3 protein-coding genes are annotated in these 1,158 nt (G+C 53.8%); all 3 read left to right on the plus strand.

Annotation, left to right across the window (positions count from 1 at the left end; all coding sequences use genetic code 11):
• On the plus strand, positions 1-326 hold a 326-nt coding region (locus NW838_RS02690; protein WP_414427458.1), incomplete at its 5' end, for a PPC domain-containing protein.
• A 329-nt stretch (positions 327-655) separates the two neighbouring features.
• The gene (locus tag NW838_RS02695; protein WP_414358077.1) at positions 656-862 is read left to right on the plus strand and encodes a hypothetical protein; all 207 of its coding nucleotides are present in this window, start codon (positions 656-658) and stop codon (positions 860-862) included.
• 28 nt (positions 863-890) lie between these two features.
• A partial coding sequence (locus tag NW838_RS02700) for a TMEM14 family protein (protein ID WP_414427459.1) occupies positions 891-1,158 on the plus strand: 268 nt, incomplete at its 3' end.

Genomic DNA, 1,158 nt, shown 5'->3' on the forward strand with positions numbered 1-1,158 from the left:
AGGTAGATTGGCAGGAAAGCCTATCGGGCCGTCTGCAGGAGGGATCCCTTCAGCATCCCGAGGATGGCAGTTGGATGGACGAATATCCCATTGCCGCCCGCGCCGGCCAGATCCTGATCGCTTCCATGACCAGCTCCGATTTCGATGCCTTTTTGCAGCTGCTGGATCCCAGTGGAGAAGTCAGGGCTTGGGATGATGACCAAGGGGGTGGAACCGATGCTCTGATGATTGCCTTTCTGCCCCGCACCGGCACTTATACCCTGCGGGCCAACACCCATAAGCCACGAGAAGAAGGAGCCTATAGGTTACAGTACGCCTTGCGCTAGCCCCTGCTCGCCCAGATTCCCTGTCTTACAGCTTGGATAAGGGGGCTTGTGAACCTTCTGATGCTGATGTCGAGATTTTGACAGGAATCATCGTTTTTTAACGCCTAATGTTGATATATGTCAGGAGTTGCCAGTTTACCTTCCTAAGATCCTCACAAAGCCAGAAGGGGCACTGCTTGCTGAGCTTTGTGGGAAAGCATAACGTCTTATCCTAAGTTGTGACGGAGCTGAAATATTGTCCTCGGGGATGAGGTCTTTTTTCTAGAATCGAATCGATGGCCTAGACCATTCTTTTGCAGTTCAGCCCCTATCTCCACAAAATGGATGCCATGACTCCTGAAATGGTACGCCAGTTTTGGTCTTTGGTCAGCGAGATTGGCAGGCCAGATTGGCTCACAAAGCGTGACGATGACTTGGTGAATCTGCTTCTGAGCGCTTGTCAAAAAAAACAGGCCCTCAGCAGTGTCGATGCTTCGATTCTCAACCGCTACATCAGCATTCGCCTGCCCTTGATTCGCGATATCCTTGTGGATTAAGCCCGGAGAGGACAAGGTTTTCCCCATCATGCTGACCGCACAAATCACCTTGCTGGTCTACGGGGCACTGCTTTTGGTGGGCGGAGCAATCGGCTATAGCAAAGGCAAAAGCTCCAAGTCTCTCATCGGGGGGCTGGTTGGGGCCGCCCTCAGCGGAGTCAGCTATGGGCTGCTGGGGGTGGATCCCCGCTGGGGGCTGGGCTTGGGCCTGGGGACGACAGTGCTGGGATCTATCGTATTCGCCCTGCGCTACCGCAAAACCCGAAAGTTGATGCCTGCCAGCTTGATGTTCATCC

The organism is Synechococcus sp. R55.2, assembly GCF_047462075.1.
Taxonomy (GTDB): Bacteria; Cyanobacteriota; Cyanobacteriia; order Thermostichales; family Thermostichaceae; genus Thermostichus.